Origin of the sequence: Pantoea sp. B566 (assembly GCF_024793925.1) — a bacterium.
GTDB classification, from domain to species: domain Bacteria; phylum Pseudomonadota; class Gammaproteobacteria; order Enterobacterales; family Enterobacteriaceae; genus Pantoea; species Pantoea ananatis.
Genome location: NZ_JANUQL010000002.1, coordinates 333,953 through 349,853 on the forward strand (window position 1 = coordinate 333,953; position 15,901 = coordinate 349,853).

General features: G+C 50.2%; 16 protein-coding genes. 7 read left to right on the forward strand and 9 right to left on the reverse strand.

The window, feature by feature from the left end; genetic code table 11:
- Positions 1–18 precede the first annotated feature (18 nt).
- Both NYE92_RS01640 and NYE92_RS01645 read left to right on the forward strand, forming a co-directional pair.
- Positions 19–792 (forward strand): (S)-acetoin forming diacetyl reductase, encoded by a 774-nt coding sequence (locus NYE92_RS01640; RefSeq protein WP_014604596.1) that lies wholly within the window; start codon positions 19–21, stop codon positions 790–792.
- Positions 793–1,015: 223 nt separating this feature from the next.
- Positions 1,016–1,453, forward strand: coding sequence for a hypothetical protein (locus tag NYE92_RS01645; protein WP_072137346.1), 438 nt, complete (start codon positions 1,016–1,018; stop codon positions 1,451–1,453).
- Between the two features lie 233 nt (positions 1,454–1,686).
- Here the strand turns inward: NYE92_RS01645 and NYE92_RS01650 are convergent, their stop codons facing one another.
- A complete protein-coding gene (locus NYE92_RS01650) occupies positions 1,687–2,160 on the reverse strand; it encodes a nuclear transport factor 2 family protein (protein WP_014333065.1) in 474 nt (157 codons plus the stop codon).
- Between the two features lie 81 nt (positions 2,161–2,241).
- Positions 2,242–2,676, reverse strand: coding sequence for a 6,7-dimethyl-8-ribityllumazine synthase (locus NYE92_RS01655; RefSeq protein ID WP_013027806.1), 435 nt, complete (start codon positions 2,674–2,676; stop codon positions 2,242–2,244).
- Positions 2,677–3,111: 435 nt separating this feature from the next.
- Between NYE92_RS01655 and NYE92_RS01660 the strand changes: the two genes are divergently transcribed.
- The gene (locus NYE92_RS01660; protein ID WP_014333068.1) at positions 3,112–3,819 is read left to right on the forward strand and encodes a phage antirepressor KilAC domain-containing protein; all 708 of its coding nucleotides are present in this window, start codon (positions 3,112–3,114) and stop codon (positions 3,817–3,819) included.
- A gap of 56 nt (positions 3,820–3,875) precedes the next feature.
- On the opposite strand, the gene NYE92_RS01665 is transcribed toward NYE92_RS01660, so the two are convergent.
- Positions 3,876–4,673, reverse strand: coding sequence for a MetQ/NlpA family ABC transporter substrate-binding protein (locus NYE92_RS01665; RefSeq protein WP_013027808.1), 798 nt, complete (start codon positions 4,671–4,673; stop codon positions 3,876–3,878).
- 287 nt (positions 4,674–4,960) lie between these two features.
- Between NYE92_RS01665 and NYE92_RS01670 the strand changes: the two genes are divergently transcribed.
- Positions 4,961–5,323, forward strand: coding sequence for a cupin domain-containing protein (locus NYE92_RS01670; protein ID WP_259018438.1), 363 nt, complete (start codon positions 4,961–4,963; stop codon positions 5,321–5,323).
- Positions 5,324–5,507: 184 nt separating this feature from the next.
- Here NYE92_RS01670 and NYE92_RS01675 read toward each other — a convergent pair whose 3' ends face one another.
- The 6 genes from NYE92_RS01675 to NYE92_RS01700 form a co-directional block, all read right to left on the reverse strand.
- On the reverse strand, positions 5,508–6,188 hold the full coding sequence (locus NYE92_RS01675; protein WP_078829093.1) for an SDR family NAD(P)-dependent oxidoreductase: 681 nt from the start codon (positions 6,186–6,188) through the stop codon (positions 5,508–5,510).
- Position 6,189: 1 nt separating this feature from the next.
- Entirely contained in the window at positions 6,190–6,660 is a 471-nt protein-coding gene (locus tag NYE92_RS01680; RefSeq protein WP_013027811.1) for a YhcH/YjgK/YiaL family protein, read from the reverse strand.
- A 4-nt stretch (positions 6,661–6,664) separates the two neighbouring features.
- Positions 6,665–7,822, reverse strand: a complete 1,158-nt coding sequence (locus NYE92_RS01685; RefSeq protein ID WP_259018426.1) for an exo-alpha-sialidase — start codon at positions 7,820–7,822, stop codon at positions 6,665–6,667.
- A 1-nt stretch (position 7,823) separates the two neighbouring features.
- Positions 7,824–9,245: a sodium:solute symporter family protein gene (locus tag NYE92_RS01690; RefSeq protein WP_013027813.1), complete on the reverse strand. Its 1,422-nt coding sequence runs from the start codon at positions 9,243–9,245 to the stop codon at positions 7,824–7,826.
- 76 nt (positions 9,246–9,321) lie between these two features.
- Complete coding sequence (locus NYE92_RS01695) at positions 9,322–10,206, reverse strand: dihydrodipicolinate synthase family protein (RefSeq protein ID WP_210452074.1); 885 nt, start codon at positions 10,204–10,206, stop codon at positions 9,322–9,324.
- A 19-nt stretch (positions 10,207–10,225) separates the two neighbouring features.
- Positions 10,226–11,371 carry an iron-containing alcohol dehydrogenase gene (locus NYE92_RS01700; protein WP_013027815.1) on the reverse strand — a complete coding sequence of 382 codons (1,146 nt, stop codon included), beginning with the start codon at positions 11,369–11,371 and terminating at the stop codon, positions 10,226–10,228.
- 465 nt (positions 11,372–11,836) lie between these two features.
- On the opposite strand from NYE92_RS01700, the gene NYE92_RS01705 reads away from it, so the two are divergent.
- From NYE92_RS01705 to NYE92_RS01715, 3 genes are all read left to right on the forward strand, one after another.
- The gene (locus NYE92_RS01705) at positions 11,837–12,823 is read left to right on the forward strand and encodes a D-threonate 4-phosphate dehydrogenase (RefSeq protein ID WP_014333076.1); all 987 of its coding nucleotides are present in this window, start codon (positions 11,837–11,839) and stop codon (positions 12,821–12,823) included.
- A gap of 743 nt (positions 12,824–13,566) precedes the next feature.
- Complete coding sequence (locus NYE92_RS01710; RefSeq protein ID WP_259018427.1) at positions 13,567–14,937, forward strand: tyrosine phenol-lyase; 1,371 nt, start codon at positions 13,567–13,569, stop codon at positions 14,935–14,937.
- 155 nt (positions 14,938–15,092) lie between these two features.
- Positions 15,093–15,901 (forward strand): aromatic amino acid transport family protein (locus NYE92_RS01715; RefSeq protein WP_309600920.1); only part of this gene is annotated, 809 nt, incomplete at its 3' end.

Sequence of the window (15,901 nt, forward strand, 5' to 3'; positions counted from 1 at the left end):
CGGAATAAGGAAACGATGATGAAAATGCGGGTTGCGCTTGTGACAGGTGCGGGTCAGGGCATTGGTGAGGCGATAGCCTTACGTCTGGCAAAAGACGGATTTGCCGTGGCCGTGGCTGATTACAATATTGAAACCGCGTCGCAGGTTGCGGAAAAGATCAAGAAAGATGGCGGCCGTGCGCTGGCCATCAAGGTGGATGTAACAAAACGGGATCAGGTATTTCATGCCGTTGAAGAAGCGCGCAGCGTATTGGGTGATTTTAACGTCATTGTGAATAACGCAGGTGTCGCGCCCTCAACGCCCATTGATGAAATCACCGAAGAGGTCATCAACAAGGTTTACGACGTTAATGTCAAAGGCGTGATCTGGGGCATGCAGGCCGCGATAAAAGCGTTCGCGTCTGAAGGTCATGGCGGAAAAATTATTAACGCCTGCTCTCAGGCCGGGCATGTCGGCAATCCCGAGCTGGCAGTTTACAGCTCAAGCAAGTTTGCTGTTCGGGGCCTGACACAAACTGCCGCACGGGATCTGGCACCGGCGGGGATCACCGTAAATGGCTTTTGTCCTGGTATTGTTAAAACACCGATGTGGGCGGAGATCGACAGGCAGATTTCCGAAGCGGCAGGCAAACCCGTGGGTTATGGTACTCAGGAGTTTGCGAAAAGAATCACGCTTGGTCGGTTATCAGAACCCGAAGATGTCGCAGCCTGTGTCGCATTTCTTGCCGGCCCGGATTCTGATTACATCACCGGACAGTCGTTACTGGTAGACGGTGGCATGGTGTTTAGCTAACCGGAAAAATGTCTGGCGCTACGGCGCCAGACTGCCCGGTATTCTGTCACCTCGCATGAGGTAGGCTGATATCCTGCATGACGTTCTGTGAAAAAATAACGCCGCTTACTTTTTCCCTCATTTCCTGACAATTTTAAGAGCATACCGAGCGTTTCCGGGCTTCCATCGTTCAGTGAAACGGCTAAAATAATGCGTTCATTTGCCAGGGAGTAAGACAGCTATAATGCGTTATCGTAATCTTTTTACCGCACTTGCGGTCGCCACAACATTAGCCGGATGCGCCCGGCATCCCGCCGCCAATCCCCCCGCTGCGGCAGCGGATGATTTTACGACCGGACAGACCCAGATCGATGTTTCACACGTGATTACGCGTGCGGATGACGGTTCACATATTTATCTGACGGTAGATGGTAAAGATGCAGGCGAACTGCCCAATGGTGAAAGCAAAATCCTTCATGTTCCCGCGGGTAAACATGAAGTCGGCGGTTATGTGCGCACGTTGTTTGGCCTGGGGCGGGTAACTATTGATCCACTTGAAGTGACAACGTCACCTGAAGACGTTAAAAAAGTGGCTTATACCGTGACTCGTAATAAGGCGACCTTTGTTGAACAACCTAAACAGAGAGAACCCCAGCCGGCACAGACGCAGGAACAGGGCTAATCTGTCCTGCTAACGCCAGGTCGTGAATTTCACTGCCTGGCGATCGTTCAGATAGCGTTACGACGGCAGCAGGTTATCTCTCTGCTGACGTCGACCTGCCGTGTAGTGCCCGTGACCTCAGTGCTTTATGGCGTTAATCTCGCCCTTGACGACAGCCGTTGTGCTTTTGATGACACATGACACATGAGGCACGATGGCAATTTGGATCACCCATAGCGCCTGTTAATGAATGCCTATAGCCCCAGTTCACTGAGAGAGGGATGATCGTCCGGTCGGCGGCCCTGAGGCCAGTGAAACAGTCGCTGACTGTCGGTAATGGCCACGTCGTTAATGCTGGCATGGCGTTTCACCATGTAGCCATTCTCATCAAATTCCCAGTTCTCATTGCCGTAGGAACGGAACCAGTTTGCCTGGCTGTCATGCCACTCATAGGCAAAGCGCACGGCGATACGATTTGAATGAAAACTCCACAACTCTTTGATCAACCGATACTCTGCTTCCCTTTGCCATTTGTCTCGTAAAAACGCCACAATTTCGGCCCGGCCCGTAATAAACCTATCGCGATTTCGCCATGCGCTGTCGGGAGAATAGGCCAGAGAAACACGTTCGGGATCCCGGCTGTTCCAGGCATCCTCTGCCAGGCGCACTTTCTTTATCGCATCCTGTACATCGTTAAACGGGGGTAAAGGCTGACGTGGTGATTCCATAAGGTCTCCTGAAACGCTGGCAGACTCAGCGGCACTTCAGCATTGGAGTGCCGGCTGATGACATTCATGGACGGGCAGGTTTTAGAGCGAAATGGCGTGAACCTGACAAACGGCGCGTGCCGCTTCTTTACCTTTTTTCACAAAATGCTCGGTATAAAAACGCACGAATTCGTCGGCAGGCTGAAAATTATGCGGCGTCAGTGAAACAGAAAACACGGGAACATTGGTAGCCAGCTGAGCCTGCATGAGTCCACTGACCACGGCCTGGGCCACGAAGTCGTGGCGGTAAATGCCACCATCAACGACCAGGGCCGCACAAACAATGGCGTCAAACTGACCTGTCTGCGCCAGGCGCTGCGCCAGTAAAGGCATCTCAAAGGCACCAGGCACGTCCCAGGTTTTAATTTCGTAAGGCGTGCCGCTGTTTTCCATTTCCTGATTAAAGCCAGCCAGAGTTTGAGAAACAATGTCGCTGTGCCAGTTTGCCTTGATAAAGGCGACTCTTAACGGTTGCATAACTTACTCCAGTAAACGTGACATCCGGTGCACGTGAAATCGCAAAACGATCGCATTCTTCCGAATCAAAAATAAAGCTGTCTGATGAGCAGCACAGTAAATTCGCTCAGCACTTCTTGAATCACCTGGCTACCTGAGCGCCGGAGCCGGATGACGTCTCTTGCTTATGGCCGACATTATAAACTGATGTCAATAATCCGTGCTTATCTTTAATCCGCTTTTACCGCCATCCACCGTTACGGACGGCACCGATCTTGCGCGGATCATCCGCCAGAGCGCTGTCGTGTTTTATCCGTCTGGCCAATGCTCGCTTTTTGCGTAACGCTTTCCATTAATATATCAGCTTAAAAATAGTACTGGATATTTAAACAGGTAATTGTATAATTATTCCACTGCCCGTTGGGTGTTGTCTGGAATGATTAGGGGGTAAAGCCCATGATGATATCGACAGAAATCTTCAAAGCAACGGATCATGCCATTACGATGACAAGCCGTGAAATTGCCCAAATGACCGGCAATACGCACGGCGAAGTTAAACGCTTAATTAAAAGTCTTGAAACGGCGCAGCGCCTTTCTCAGCCGCTTTCAGTCAATCTCTATGAGCGCGAAGGCCAGACGCGTGAGGAGTTCTGCCTGAATAAACGCGACTCTCTGCTGGCTGTCGCCCGACTTTCGCCGGGTTTTACGGCCGATGCGCTCGATCGCTGGCAGGCCCTTGAAGAGCGTGTTCATCTGCCAGATTTTACGAACCCTGCTGAAGCCGCTCGTGCCTGGGCTGAACAGTTTGAACAGCGACGCGCAGCAGAGAAACAACTGGCAGAATCGGCACCAAAAGCCGCTTTTTTTGACCACTTTGTCAACGTTGAAACGTCTCTGGGTTTCCGTCAGTTGTGCAAAATGCTGAAAGCCAAAGAGCCAGATTTTCGCCAGTTTCTGCTGGAGCGCAATATTATGTTCCGTGACAAGGGAGCCTTAAGGCCCCAGCATTACCATCTGCAGGCGGGTTACTTTACACTGCATTCAGGTACGGCGGACAATCAGCATGCTTTCTCGCAGGCTCGCTTTACCGCCAATGGTGTCAGATGGATTGCCAGCCTGTGGGCCGGACATCTCTCTGCTCAACTCAAAGGTGCGGCGGCTTAGCCTCACTTCTAGCGTGGAACAGGCCGCTGACGATGCGGCCTGTTTCAGCCAGCCTTTTACCAGCCTTTGATCGCATCACCTTTGTAAACTTCTTCTGCTTTGGCCGCGACTTCCGGAGACTGTAACGCAGACTTCAGCTTTTGGATTTTATCGCTGTCTTTGTTGTCCTGACGTGATACCAAGGCATTGACGTAAGGCGATGAGGCGCTTTCCATAAACAACCCATCGCGACGCGCCGACAGGCCAGCCTGGGCAGAGAAGTTGGTATTTATGATTGAAAGCGTGACATTTGGATCGTCAAGAGTACGGGTTAACTGCGGCGTATCCACCTCAACCAGCTTCAGATGCTTAGGGTTTTCGATGATATCCAGCGAGGTCGGCAAATAGCCCACGCCGTCTTTGAGCTTAATTAAGCCCTGAGCCTGCAACAGCAACAGACTGCGGCCCAGCGTTGTGGCCTCATTAGAAAGGGTAATAGTATCGCCATCTTTGAGTTCGCTGATGTTTTTAATCTTGTGAGAATAGGCAGCGATAGGGAAAACAAAGGTTTTACCGACAACGGCAAATTTGTAGCCACGCTCTTTAGACTGTTCTTCCAAATAGGGGAGGCTCTGAAAGGCGTTGGCATCAACTTCTTTATTGTTCAGCGCTTCGTTTGGCAGTACGTAATCGTTGAAGTTAAGCACTTCAACATCCAGCTGATACTTGTCTTTGGCAATTTTCTGAACTTCCTGCCAGATAGCTTCGTCGGGACCGGTGTTGATCGCCACTTTAACTTTATGATCGTTATCAGGTGAGCAGGCGGACAACAGTAATACGGAACTGGCGATTAGCGCCGTAAATAAACCTTTCATTAGTAGCGATTCCCATCAGTAAAAGATGTCAAAAGCCTAATACAATTTATCCGCCTTGCGTACTGACGCGGCGATATAAGATATAACCATTACTGCATGATTTGTCTAAAAATTCACCGCATGGTCATCAGGCGCTATCCTGGCGTTTTTAACCGCTGGCAGGGTAATTGACGTCGTCGAACACGATCATAGGCTACGTTTAAACACGTTATTCATTTCAGTATTGCCGACGCGAGTCAGGAGAAACCATGTCAGGGAATCATTAAGATAAATCATCAGAGAAAAAAATCGTTGCCGTACAGGTGTTAAAAAGTAGTGAAGCATGGAACGGTCAACACATTGACGCTTATCCGCAGGGTGAACCCGAACTGACCGTGATGCGCCTGACCATTCCGGCTCATTCTTCGTTACCCTGGCATACGCATCCCATGCCGAATGCGTGTTTTATCCTGTCAGGTACGCTTGTAGTTGAGGATAAAGAAACGGGTGAGCAGCAAACCTTTCAGGCTGGCGAAGCGTTAAATGAAACGGTGAACAGCGCACATCGCGGCTTTACGCTGAACACGCCTGCCGAGTTGGTGATTACCTATGCGGGGGTGAAAGGGATGGAGCTGACCGACCCGCTTCCCGGCGAACCTGAGGAGTTCTAGCGTGAGAATGCCTACCGGTACAGTTTCGGGTTAAACACTCGCTGGAGCCAGTCCTTTGCAGATCGCGTGAACGGGGCAGAAAACCTGATTCAGAGTGCGCATTTGGCATCTGGAATACTGTGTAGGGTCATGGCGCAAAAAAACCAGCCGGTGAAGGCTGGTTTACGTTTGTATGCAACTTTCATTACGCTTTCAGCGAGGCGCCGCCGCAGATAACCAGTTCCTGGCCCGTAATGGCTGCGGCGCGTTCGCTAAGTAGATAACCCACTAGCGAGGCGACTTCTTCTGGTTGAATGAGCCGGCCAATCGGCGGAACCATAGGGGCCGACGACGTACGTTCAGGTCGGGTGAGCATGGGGGTTTCGGTCGCACCAGGCGCAACAACGTTAACAGTGATGTTACGCGGTGCCAGCTCCATTCCCCACGAGCGAACCATGCCAACCAGCGCCGCTTTGGTTGCAGCGTACTGCGAGCGGTTAGCGGCACCTCGCGACGTGCGGCTACCTATAATGACAATCCTGCTGCCAGGCTGCATCATCGGCACAAAGTGGTTCACCAGGACTTCCGCCGCCTGAACGTGCAACGACCACAGGCGCGTGCCGGCAGCGCTATCAAGTTCGCCTAACGGGGCGGCCACCATCATCCCTGCTGCATGTATCAACGCATCCGGCGTATCGAGTGTGCTGATAACCGACTTAAGCTGTTCCGCATCCGTTAAATCCACGGCAACCCAGTTAAGGTTCGGTGAGGCCATCTCTCCCTGGGTTCTGCTAAGTCCCGTCACTTTCCAGCCGTTATTTAGCAGATGATGGGTGATGGCCTGGCCGATACCGGAACTGTATCCCGTGACGATAGCGTGACGCATCTCAGTCTCCTAACATAGATTTTGGCACTTTAAACACCGCTTTGCGGACCGTCATCGGTTCGTTGACCGCACACAGCGCCTGATGAGGCTCACCGGGCAGAAATACCGCAAAGTCCCCTTTGCGTAGCGTTATGCTCACGGGCCATTCGCGGGGGCGGGTGATGAACAGATCGGGTTTCTTCTCTTCATCATCCGTCTTCGCGACGGACTGCGTACCGGCGTTGATAATCTCTTCGCCTTCCAGCATCACCTGAATATCCGCCCAAAGATGGTGATATTCGGTGTGCCGTAACGCGGCATCTTCGGTAGTGGCCTGCTGAATATTACAAAACCACGCAACATTTTCTGGCTGCCATTTACCGATATCTTTTGCTGCCAGTGCCTCAAACGTGCATGAGGGTAAACGGAGCAGGGCCAGTAAGGGTTCAGGTAATCCTGCCAGGGCCAGGTTGTTCAGGTTTCCAACAATCATCAGATTACTCCTTCACCCACTCAGGCGTGACGCGCGCGTATTTAATTGCCTGACGAAAATAGGTATAAGCGATATGCAAAGTCCCCCCAGCATCCTGCTTGATGCTGGGATAGGAAAATTCACGGTTGCGTTTTTCCTGAGAGTTATTGGTCATACAGTATCCATCGCCTTCATCGAGGTTTTTCTGCCATGGCCAGGTCTTGCCCCCATCCGCTGAAATAGCCACGGTCATGGGCGCGCGCGGTGCCCCCCAGAATGCGGTACGGCCTGTCGTTTCCGGCTCTTTTCTGCCATCACCGTCATCGATCTCATCATATAGAGAGGCACGACGTTCTGTGGCCCCGGCCGCACTCATATTGTTAAATACCAGCGCCAGCTCGCCGCTGTGCAGCGTCGTCACCTGAATAGAAGAGTTGTTGTTAGGTAAAACAGTGGCCTCGGGCGATGACCAGGTTTCTCCGCCATCGGTGGAGCGGCTCAGATAGATATGATCCGCCCAGCGGCTGCGGTAAAGGGCAACCAGCGAACCATCCTGCAAGGCGGTGATATTCATGTGTACACACCCCAGGCTGTCTGGCACGACCACATCTCGCCAGCTTTTGCCCTGATCAGACGAAATTTTCACCGCGCTGATATCATCATTACCTACCCATTTTTCACCTGGCTGGGTACGGCAGTAGAACACGGGCAGTAACCAGTTACCGTTATCCAGAACGGTAATGGGCTGACGGATAAAGGTGCCTGGCTTATCTAACAGCGTATCGATCGGGCCCCAGGCTTGGCCAAGATCGCTGGACTGGCGGTATCGGACAATCGCCGTATCCTGATTGCCGGAGATCTGCGCCGTCCACAATAGCCAGAGAACATTATTGGGCGCGAGAAACAGCACAGGGTTTTGCTCAGACCGCGTGGGATTGTCAGACAGTTTGACGGCTTCGCTCCAGGTGTCAGCGCCTGCCGGCAAGCGAGAGCACCAGACGGAGATATCGGCAATCCCTTCCTGTGTTCCGCCAAACCAGACGCAGAGCAGGGAACCGTCCTGCAGTGGCAAAATATTGGCGGCGTGGTTTTGCGGGCATGACGAAGGCAACATTGCCGTCATTACTCGGCCATCTTTTTCCCATGGCTTCAGATGGCCATCACGAATTACGGTTACGGTCATTTTATTCTCCTTTGCTTGCTGCATTTTTTGCCTCTTCAGCGGCCTGGGTCCGGGCTTTACTTGGGATCATATGGTCAATAGCCATAATCAATGCTGGTGTCAGTAGCGCGATATACATGTTGTTGATACCAAAAGGATCGCCTAACAGATACCAGATGGAGGTCACCACACAGGCGCCCACCAGGCCCGCATTTGCCCCACGCGTACTTCTGTAGAACGGCGCGTAGAAGGCAATCACCGCAACAACGGTAATAGACAGACGAATAGCACGTGTAAAGAAAGAGAGTTTTAAGACTTCAGGCACGAACAGAACAAAAATCAACGGCAGGAAACCAATCAGCAGTGATAACCAGCGCGTTGTTTTAAATTCCTGATCGGGCGTCGGTTTGAAATAAGGCACATAGAAATCTTTCACTACCAGTGAGGCGATCGCCAGAGCGACGGTACTGACGCTGACAAAGATGGAGGCCACCAGCGAGGTCGTTACCAGACCCGCCAGCCAGGGGTTCATGTCCTGCAAAAACACCGGCATGGCGTACAGGCTGTTAATTTCTGGATGCAGGTACTTTGCGGCCACACCGATCACCGCAATCGCCAGCGCAATCGGCATACAGAACAGGAAAGCAATCCACGTGGAGCGCTGGGCAGATTTCACGTCTTTAGTTGAGGAGATAGCCTGAATAACAAACTGTGTGCAGAAAATCGAACCAATAGTACCGATGAGCCAGGCAACGATGGTTGATACGCCGATATTACCATCCCAGGTCCAGTAATAGGCGGGCATTTCGTCGATCATAGGTTTGAAGCCGCCCGTTTGCGACAGTGCAAACCACAAAATAGCCAGAATACCAAAATACTTCAGCGCGCTGTGCAGCATGGTGACCCAGGCAATTCCCTTTAAACCACCAAACGCAAAGTAGAAGGTACTGACGATAGCGGTGATAAACGCAGCAATGGGCAGGGTAACGTGTAAGACCGTCGCGATAGCTGCGGCACCACTCACATAATTACCCACGTTTACCAGCAGCAGGGCATAAATCATAATCAGTGAAATGATATTCTTGGTACTGCTACCGTATTTTTCAGCGATGGCGCCCGAAATGGTAATTTTGCCGGTGTTATAAATACGTTTAACCAGAATCATACCAAATAACGGAAAACCGATTGCCGCACCAATAACAGACCATGACGCGGCAATACCGCCTTCAAAAGCGGCCTGCGCGGTGCCGATGGTCGACTTTGCCCCTATATATTCTGACATCAGCAGAATACCAACAATAAAGGCGGGCATGGCGCGTGAGCCTTCCATAAAATCGCCAGAGTTTTTACTGCGTAAGCGAAACGTTAGCCAGGTGGTAAATAAAATATAAGCCACCACGATGCCAATAATTATCAGGGTGTCCTGAGCGTTGAAAGTTTTCATTATAGCCTCAGATATAACAAGATAAATTCGGGGAGCACAGCGACTCCCTGTCTTTACGTTTTATTACTTCTTATTATCATTTCAGGTACAGGTTGATGATTCTGCGGATTTCATCTTCCTGTGCGGTATCAAAGTGAACGGCATAACGGCTTTCGCCCACGTTATAACCTAAAATCTGCAACGCTTTTTTAACTGCTGCGGGTGAAAATGCCACTTTATAAAGGTCTGTGCGTAAGCCCGTGACCTGCTCTTGCGCCAGCCGCGATCCTTCACGATCTCCGGCATGGAAGCGGGACCAGATAGCATTGATTTGACGCGGCGCGACGTTAGCCAGGCCTGAAATACAGGCTGAGCATCCCTCGACATAGCCCTGGTGAATCAGTGAGTCCGGACCGTTCAGCACATCGAAGTCTTTACTGTCCTTAACGGCATCCAGATAACCTTTCAGGCTTTCATAGCTTCCGGCGCTGTCTTTCACGCCAACAATATTCGGGTGTTCAGCAAGTGTGCGGGCCGTTTGTGGCTCGATCGTATTACCCGTCCTGGCCGGAATGTTATACAAAAACACCGGAACGGAAAGGGCATCCGCAATGGCCGTGTAATGATGAATAAGTTCGCGCTGATTAAGCGGCACAAAATAAGGCGTAATCACCGAAACTGCGTCCACGCCCAGTTTTTCGATTTGTTTGCCCAGCCGAATGGTTTCGCGGGTGGAAATCTCACCAATATGCGCCACAACGTTTCCGCGCCCCGATACTTCATTAACACAGGTTTCAGTAACAGTGAGTTTCTCTTTCTCATTAAGAACAAAAAACTCACCGTTAGTGCCGCCACAGAAAATACCGTTGCCCGCATTAAGTTGGCGAATAACCTGACGCTTAAGTTCATCAAGGTTAAGTCCGCCTTCTTTATCAAAAGGGGTAACAATAGCTGTTAACACACCTTCAATTTTCTTACGCATTACCCACTCCTTTTTTAAATTAAATCCTGGGGAAAAGTGTCCGGTAAATTGCAGCCACATCCTGATGGCTGACTACGCAAGGCGAATTGTTCATCAATCGCTTCACGTTCAGAGCCGCTTCACTGAGGGAATCGATATCATCGGATGGCACACCCAGGGCTTCCAGGTTATCAGGCAGGTTGAGGCGTTTGACTAATTTGGCCAGATAGTCAACCAGCGCATGTGATTTCTCTTCCTGACTCAGCGTGGTATCGGCTTCCGGGATCAGATCCCAGACGTTGGCAAATTTCTCCACCGCAAAGGGCCGCACTACTTTCATGCAGGGCGCCAGCAGAATGGCGTTAGCGACACCGTGAGGCAGATGCCAGGTACCGCCTAAGGGATAGGACAGGGCATGAACAAGATGGGTACCGGCATGGGCAATGGCTGCACCGCCATAATAAGAGGCCCACAGCATTTCCAGCTTGGCTGTCAGGTTATGCGGTTCATTAACGGAGGTTTCCAGATGACGGAATAATTTATACAACCCCATGAGTGCAACATTGTCACCGACAGGGTTCGAAATCGTTGCAGTGTAGCACTCAAGTAAATGGCACAGCGCATCAATTCCCGTTGATGAGGCGATATGCGCGGGCATGCTGGTTGTCAGCTCAGGTATCAGGGCAACATAATCTGGCAGCATGACAGGCGAAATAATACCGACTTTGGTATTTTGCTCGGGAATGGCCAGAATGGCATTTGGGGTCGATTCCGATCCTGTGCCCGCGGTAGAAGGAATGAGCAGCGACGGCAAGCGCGCTTCAATTTTCTGACCGTCCAGCAGAGCCTTGAGCGAAGGACGGGACGCATGGCATAAAACCGAGAGGAGCTTCGCCACATCCAACACGCTTCCGCCACCAACACCCACGACCAAATCATAGGCCTTACCTGCCGTGCGCGTCAGCACCGTTTCAACGTCAGTATGCGTCGGCTCTGCCGGAACATCGTCAATGAGCTCTACCTGACGAGCATCCTGCCCCAGTAGTGTGAGGATTTGCGCTGTTGCCGGCAAATTCACAATGTTTTTATCTGTTAAAACCAGCAGTCGTTTTCTGCCCGCCACGACGGGCGCCAGTGCGTTTATCGCATGAGAACCGCTTAATATCGTGCTGTTAATTATGGCCACATTCTTCTCCCCGGTTATGACTGAAATTCATCATGCTGCTGTAGCGCAATCACTCAGCGACTAAATTTATAAATAAAATGGCGCTTTATTAAATTGATCTTGCTCACATATAATCGATTGTGATTGAATATAATCAAATGATCGAGCGGGTGCTTTGCACACCTGGTCGCTGTGTGTAAACGCGCCTTTAGCTGAAGCCGTCAGTGAGCAGCACGCGATTTGCTGCCTGGTGCGTGTTCCGTTGGTGATGCGCAGCGCACCGTCAAATGCGGTATTACTCAGGTGCGGAGATTGCGACGGCATCGTGCGCGACGGGATTCAGAATTGAGGGCCGGGCGGGTGATTGTGCGCCATACAGATACTTTCCCGGTCGCGGCCGGAGTCTGACTGTATTGATTAAAGTCGGTGTTTTCGGAGATGAAACCACCCTTTCAGAAATATTGAGCTTCGTTGAGGAGAAAACAGGTGACGAATACTGTTGCTATAACAATGGGAGATCCTGCCGGGATCGGTCCTGAAATCATTATTAAAGCGTTAGCCGAAGGTGCATTGAATGGTTCACCCGCGGTTGTTATCGGCTGCGCTGAGACTTTCCGCCGCATACTGGCCATGAACATCACACCTCAGGTTGAACTCCGGGTGATCGACCAGGTTTCTGAGGCACGGTTCACGCCCGGCATCCTTCATATTATTGATGAGAAGGTGGCGCATCCCGAAGCGTTGCAATGTGGTGTGGTTCAGCCAGAAGCCGGTGACGTGGCCTACCGTTGCATCAAGCGCGCGACAGAAATGGCGCTGCGTGGTGAGGTAAAGGCGATTGCGACTGCGCCGCTGAATAAAGAAGCGCTGCATCTGGCAGGGCATCATTATCCGGGCCATACCGAATTACTCGCGAAGCTAACGGACACCAAAGATTATTCGATGGTGCTCTACACCGATAAACTGAAAGTCATTCATGTCACCACACATATTTCCCTGCGCAAGTTTCTGGATACGCTGAGTCAGGCGCGGGTGGAAACGGTGGTGAGGATTGCCGATACCTTTTTACGCCGGGTCGGTTTCACCCAACCGCGTATTGCGGTGGCAGGAGTAAACCCACATGCGGGTGAAAATGGTCTGTTTGGCGATGAAGAGATCCGTATTCTGACGCCCGCTGTCGAAGCGATGAAAGCGCAGGGCATGGATGTGTACGGCCCCTGTCCACCGGACACCGTTTTCATGCAGTGTAACGAAGGCATGTACGACATTGTTGTCGCCATGTATCACGATCAGGGGCATATTCCGCTTAAGCTGCTTGGCTTTTACGACGGGGTGAACATCACGGCAGGATTGCCTTTCCTGCGTACTTCAGCCGATCACGGTACGGCATTTAACATCGCCTGGACAGGTAAGGCTAATCCGGAGAGTATGGCGATATCAATTGATATGGCCATGAAGATTACCCGGGAGTAATAATTTATCGAAAGCTAATGCTTTCTGGTCACTCAGGCGATGGCAAGACATCGCCTTTTCTTCACCGGGCTGAAGCGTCATCGCTGTCCACAACCCATCCACCTCAACACGTTACCTCCACTTCGCTTCCAAATGACTACGAGCAGATAGTCATGCTCTATTACATAAGTTCTCTTTATTTAAGTTTTGATCGGCAGCGACCTGCCTCAGTGGGATAATATGAATGGATTGTCTCAGTGCTGTAGCGACTTTCTTATTTCAACGTCATTAACATTCGCCGCTCAGTTAATAACTCGGAGATGTACATTGAAGTTTACGGATTTTAAGCAACCGCTGTGATTATTCATTTTTTAGGTGATCGCTGCCTCATATTATCTGGTTAAAAATGTCACATTTATTACCTATAAAGAAAATGGAAAGATAAGTTTTCATTGTTATCAACCTTAACCGACTTTTCTGTTTCTGTATGACCGACGGCCGTTACGCTAACGCTATGAATATTCAGCATACATGGCCGATCTTTTTTGATGTTTAATCATTTTTACGTTTTATACATTGTCAGAAAGGCGCGCATAGTGACGCGGCTATTTTCATCGCATGATAAATCCCGCATGATGGTGTCGTATTATTTCCACCTCAATTCTGAGGTTATTGTTATATCTTCCTGTGCATTTCATCTATGCACCAGACTTATTCGACGCGCATTTTTCTGCGTATGAAAATGGATAACTGGAGAAATAAACATGAACTATCCTGCCGAGCCTTTCCGCATTAAAAGTGTTGAAACCGTATCAATGATCTCACGCGATGAGCGTGTTAAAAAAATGCAAGAAGCGGGCTATAACACGTTTTTACTGAATTCAAAGGATATCTACATCGATCTGCTGACAGACAGCGGTACAAATGCCATGAGTGACAAGCAGTGGGCAGGGATGATGATTGGTGATGAAGCCTACGCAGGCAGTGAAAACTTCTACCATCTCGAAAAAACGGTGAAAGAGTTGTTTGGTTTCAAACACATCGTTCCAACCCACCAGGGACGCGGGGCGGAAAACCTGCTCTCGCAGCTGGCCATTAAGCCCGGTCAATATGTCGCAGGAAATATGTACTTTACAACAACCCGCTTCCATCAGGAAAAAAATGGCGCAACCTTTGTGGATATTGTCCGCGATGAAGCACATGACGCCAGCCTGAATCTCCCCTTTAAAGGTGATATTGACCTGAATAAATTAGCGACGCTCATTAAAGAAAAAGGCGCCGAGAACATCGCCTATATCTGCCTTGCGGTCACCGTGAATCTGGCGGGTGGGCAGCCTGTTTCAATGGCAAATATGCGCGCCGTACATGAAATGGCCAGCACGTATGGCATTAAGATCTTTTACGATGCCACCCGTTGCGTTGAAAATGCCTATTTTATCAAAGAGCAGGAAGCGGGCTACGAGAACGTCAGTATCAAAGATATCGTGCATGAAATGTTCAGCTATGCCGATGGGTGCACCATGAGCGGTAAAAAAGATTGTCTGGTGAATATCGGCGGCTTCTTGTGTATGAACGATGAGGAGATGTTCTCAGCGGCAAAAGAGTTGGTTGTCGTTTATGAAGGTATGCCGTCATACGGCGGGCTGGCCGGTCGGGATATGGAAGCGATGGCTATTGGGCTACGTGAAGCCATGCAGTATGAATATATTGAACATCGGGTCAAACAGGTGCGCTATCTGGGCGATAAACTCCGTGAAGCCGGCGTACCCATTGTTGAACCGACGGGCGGACATGCGGTATTTCTTGATGCTCGTCGTTTCTGTCCACACCTGACGCAGGATCAGTTCCCTGCGCAGAGCCTGGCAGCCAGCATCTATATGGAAACCGGCGTGCGAAGTATGGAACGTGGAATTGTTTCTGCCGGTCGTAGCAAGGAAACGGGGGAGAACCATCGCCCCAAACTGGAGACGGTACGTCTCACTATTCCACGCCGTGTTTACACTTACGCGCACATGGATGTTGTTGCCGATGGCATCATTAAAATGTACCAGCATAAAGAAGATATTCGTGGTCTGACGTTTGTTTATGAACCTAAACAACTTCGCTTTTTTACTGCGCGTTTTGACTTTATTTAATACAACCCTGGCCCCGCAGGGGCCCTGTTTCTCTCCTATCACCCTTCCTTTATTTCAGACCTGCCGCCATGGCAGGTCTGCAGTAGAACCGTTATTATCCAGCGGATTCAGAATGACGCCAAAATGATAATAAAGAGTCAACAGGAGAATTTCTCATGGTTATTAAGAAAACAACACCCGGTTTAATGAGTGGAACGATGCTTATCATTGCCACCGTCATAGGTGGCGGAATGTTCTCACTGCCGATTGCTATGGCTGGCATATGGTTTCCAGGCGCATCAATTATTTTAACGCTCATTGCCATAATGATGCTGTTAACCGGACTGATGCTGGTTGAAGTCAATCTCCATTATGGTGGTGGTGCGAGTTTTAACACCTTCACACAGGATTTATTAGGTCATAAATGGAATGTTGTGGTGGGTATCGCATTTGGCTTTGTCTTGTATATTTTAACTTATGCTTATATTTCTGGCTCTTCTGCTGTCATCTCTCAGACGGTAGAAAAATACAGCGGATTTTATCTTCCAGCCCGCTTATCTGTGATCATCGTAAGCGTGTTGGTCGGTGGCATCGCATGGTACAGCTCGCTTTTGGTTGGCCGTATTACAACGGTGTTAATTATAGGGAAGTTTGTTGCCTTTTTTGCTACCTTCTCTGGCCTGATATGGCATGTCGAAGGCGCTAAACTTATTGACAGTGACGCCTGGGCGCTGCCTGATACGCAATATCTGCCTTATATTTTAATGACGCTACCTTTCTGCATCATCTCTTACGGTTTCCACGGCAACGTGCCCAGTCTGGTGAAGCTGTATGGCACTCAGGGGGTTAAGAATATCACCCGGTCGATTTTTATTGGCACGGCTTTCGCTCTGCTGCTTTACATATTCTGGTTGGTCGTCACCATGGGCAATATCAGCCGCGCCGATTTTTCGCCCATTATCGCCAAAGGGGGGAATATTGATGT

Coding starts and splice junctions, on each gene's coding strand:
- NYE92_RS01640 (WP_014604596.1), top strand. CDS start 19: ATGAAAATGCGGGTTGCGCTTGTGACAGGTGCGGGTCAGGGCATTGGT.
- NYE92_RS01645 (WP_072137346.1), top strand. CDS start 1,016: ATGCGTTATCGTAATCTTTTTACCGCACTTGCGGTCGCCACAACATTA.
- NYE92_RS01650 (WP_014333065.1), bottom strand. CDS start 2,160: ATGGAATCACCACGTCAGCCTTTACCCCCGTTTAACGATGTACAGGAT.
- NYE92_RS01655 (WP_013027806.1), bottom strand. CDS start 2,676: ATGCAACCGTTAAGAGTCGCCTTTATCAAGGCAAACTGGCACAGCGAC.
- NYE92_RS01660 (WP_014333068.1), top strand. CDS start 3,112: ATGATGATATCGACAGAAATCTTCAAAGCAACGGATCATGCCATTACG.
- NYE92_RS01665 (WP_013027808.1), bottom strand. CDS start 4,673: ATGAAAGGTTTATTTACGGCGCTAATCGCCAGTTCCGTATTACTGTTG.
- NYE92_RS01675 (WP_078829093.1), bottom strand. CDS start 6,188: ATGCGTCACGCTATCGTCACGGGATACAGTTCCGGTATCGGCCAGGCC.
- NYE92_RS01680 (WP_013027811.1), bottom strand. CDS start 6,660: ATGATTGTTGGAAACCTGAACAACCTGGCCCTGGCAGGATTACCTGAA.
- NYE92_RS01685 (WP_259018426.1), bottom strand. CDS start 7,822: ATGACCGTAACCGTAATTCGTGATGGCCATCTGAAGCCATGGGAAAAA.
- NYE92_RS01690 (WP_013027813.1), bottom strand. CDS start 9,245: ATGAAAACTTTCAACGCTCAGGACACCCTGATAATTATTGGCATCGTG.
- NYE92_RS01695 (WP_210452074.1), bottom strand. CDS start 10,206: ATGCGTAAGAAAATTGAAGGTGTGTTAACAGCTATTGTTACCCCTTTT.
- NYE92_RS01710 (WP_259018427.1), top strand. CDS start 13,567: ATGAACTATCCTGCCGAGCCTTTCCGCATTAAAAGTGTTGAAACCGTA.